Below are 324 nucleotides of genomic sequence, written 5' to 3'. Positions count from 1 at the left end.
AAATGGGTCACGCTCCCTTTTCCGCTGTGGCTGGCGGTGTGGTTTGCCGGCGGCATCGTCTCCCCCTTGTTCCACGTCCCCTATGTCACGCTGCTGCAATCGGAGTCTCCCCGGGCGATGGTGGGACGGGTGGTTGCGGTGGCCAATGCGGTGCAAAACGCAACCATGCTGTTTTCCCCGATGCTGGGAGCCGCCCTCGCCGGGTGGATCGGGGTCGGAAGCGTCTTTCTCCTGGCGGGAATCGTTTATGGACTGTTCGCCTTCTTCTGCCTGTGGTGCGTCCGAAGGGTTCTCCTCGGATCGGAGCGGCCTCTTCCGAAAAAG

Annotated in this window: 1 protein-coding gene; it reads left to right on the top strand. The window is 62.3% G+C overall.

The features are described from left to right. On the top strand, positions 1–324 hold a 324-nt coding region (locus tag RZO55_RS19770), incomplete at both ends, for an MFS transporter (protein WP_336624339.1).

The sequence above is a fragment of the Clostridium boliviensis genome (assembly GCF_033342255.1).
GTDB classification, from domain to species: domain Bacteria; phylum Bacillota; class Clostridia; order Lachnospirales; family Lachnospiraceae; genus Lacrimispora; species Lacrimispora boliviensis.
This window is presented reverse-complemented; position numbering and strand designations above follow the sequence as displayed.